Source organism: Pseudoalteromonas sp. SIMBA_162 (assembly GCF_046535955.1).
Lineage (GTDB): Bacteria > Pseudomonadota > Gammaproteobacteria > Enterobacterales > Alteromonadaceae > Pseudoalteromonas > Pseudoalteromonas marina.
In genome coordinates this window covers 1-1239 of record NZ_JAWJBQ010000050.1, presented here as the reverse complement: position 1 = coordinate 1239, position 1239 = coordinate 1, and the positions used below count along the sequence as shown (strand labels likewise).

Below are 1239 nucleotides of genomic sequence, written 5' to 3'. Positions count from 1 at the left end.
AACAAAAACAGTTGGCTACGTTCCGCTTCGCTCCACATTATAGCCAACCATTTTTGTCCGCTTAAGTGGGCGTTATGAGTACAAGCAATGTTAGAAGTATATTTAGGCATTAGTGTCATAATTGGACTGATTGTCATTTATGATGGTTATCTAATCGTAAAAAACTCTTGTGTTATCAAAGCGGGTCAGTTTTCCGTAGTTACGACAACTATAGAATTTTTATGGGCTATTGTTTCAATAGTCGCTTTATTTAATTTGGAGTTTCAAAATTGGCAGATATTGATTCCCGTCTTTTATATAACTCATAATATTCTAGGGTGGGCTTACGGGTTCTGGTTGGTAGCACAAAACCCAACAGAGCAAAGCGGTCAAACTACAGTCCCTATGTGGTACGCAAAATTTGGTTTTAACTTTGGTGTTGTTTTTACACTTAGTAGCCTTTTAGTACAGTATCAAATGTACTCATAACAAGCTGTTAAACAAGGACAAAATACAGTTGGCTTTTGCTCCTTCGTCGCTTATTCTAGCCAACTAAATTTTGCCCATTAACAGGGCGTTAGGGCAACAAGGAGAGTACAGTGAAAAAACTTATCATTATTGTTATGTTCTCTTTTATGCTCCTTAGTTTTGCTGTGTACTTTTACTTAAAGCAAGAGTTTACTTATCATTTGCACTATATCGCTCAGGAAAACTCTGTACTTGGTGCAGTTAGTGAGTTGTGGCTCGAGTCTTGCCCTAGCATTAGCGCTGATGATGCTGAACCAAATTCACTTTTGGGTGCTGTTGTTGCTGGTCGCGAAATTTTAAATTCAAAGTTTAGTACCGTACTTAAAAGTATGGTTAGCTGTGGGGCTGACATTGAGCAAAGAGATTCAATAGGTTTTACCCCTCTACATGCTGCAATTTTATATTCAGATCCTATTGCAGTTAATGAGTTACTAAAACTTGGGGCAAATAAAAAATCTAAGTTAATCAATGAAGCGGCAAAAAAGTATGGTGCTGTTGATGCAATACAATTTGCATCTAAAGTTCATAGACCAAATGAAACTATCATAAATTACTTAGTAAAGTTGCCCTAACAAGGTTGTAAACGCGGACAAATAACAGTTGGCTTTGTTCGTGCCTCACAAATTTTAGCCAACTATTATTTGCCGGTTACAACGGCGTTGGTATGACTCCCATTGTCAAGTTAAACGCACTGATCCTTGCCTAACTTTTTAAGCCATAATTATTTTAGCT

General features: G+C 37.2%; 2 protein-coding genes. Both read left to right on the top strand.

What is annotated here, in order from left to right; translation table 11 throughout:
• Positions 1-87: 87 nt before the first annotated feature.
• Positions 88-468 (top strand): hypothetical protein, encoded by a 381-nt coding sequence (locus R0J88_RS18610; RefSeq protein WP_410900683.1) that lies wholly within the window; start codon positions 88-90, stop codon positions 466-468.
• A 110-nt stretch (positions 469-578) separates the two neighbouring features.
• The gene (locus R0J88_RS18605) at positions 579-1079 is read left to right on the top strand and encodes a hypothetical protein (protein ID WP_410900682.1); all 501 of its coding nucleotides are present in this window, start codon (positions 579-581) and stop codon (positions 1077-1079) included.
• Positions 1080-1239 lie beyond the last annotated feature (160 nt).

Excerpts from the sequence above, each read along its gene's own strand:
- R0J88_RS18610 (WP_410900683.1), top strand. The coding sequence starts at position 88 with ATGTTAGAAGTATATTTAGGCATTAGTGTCATAATTGGACTGATTGTC.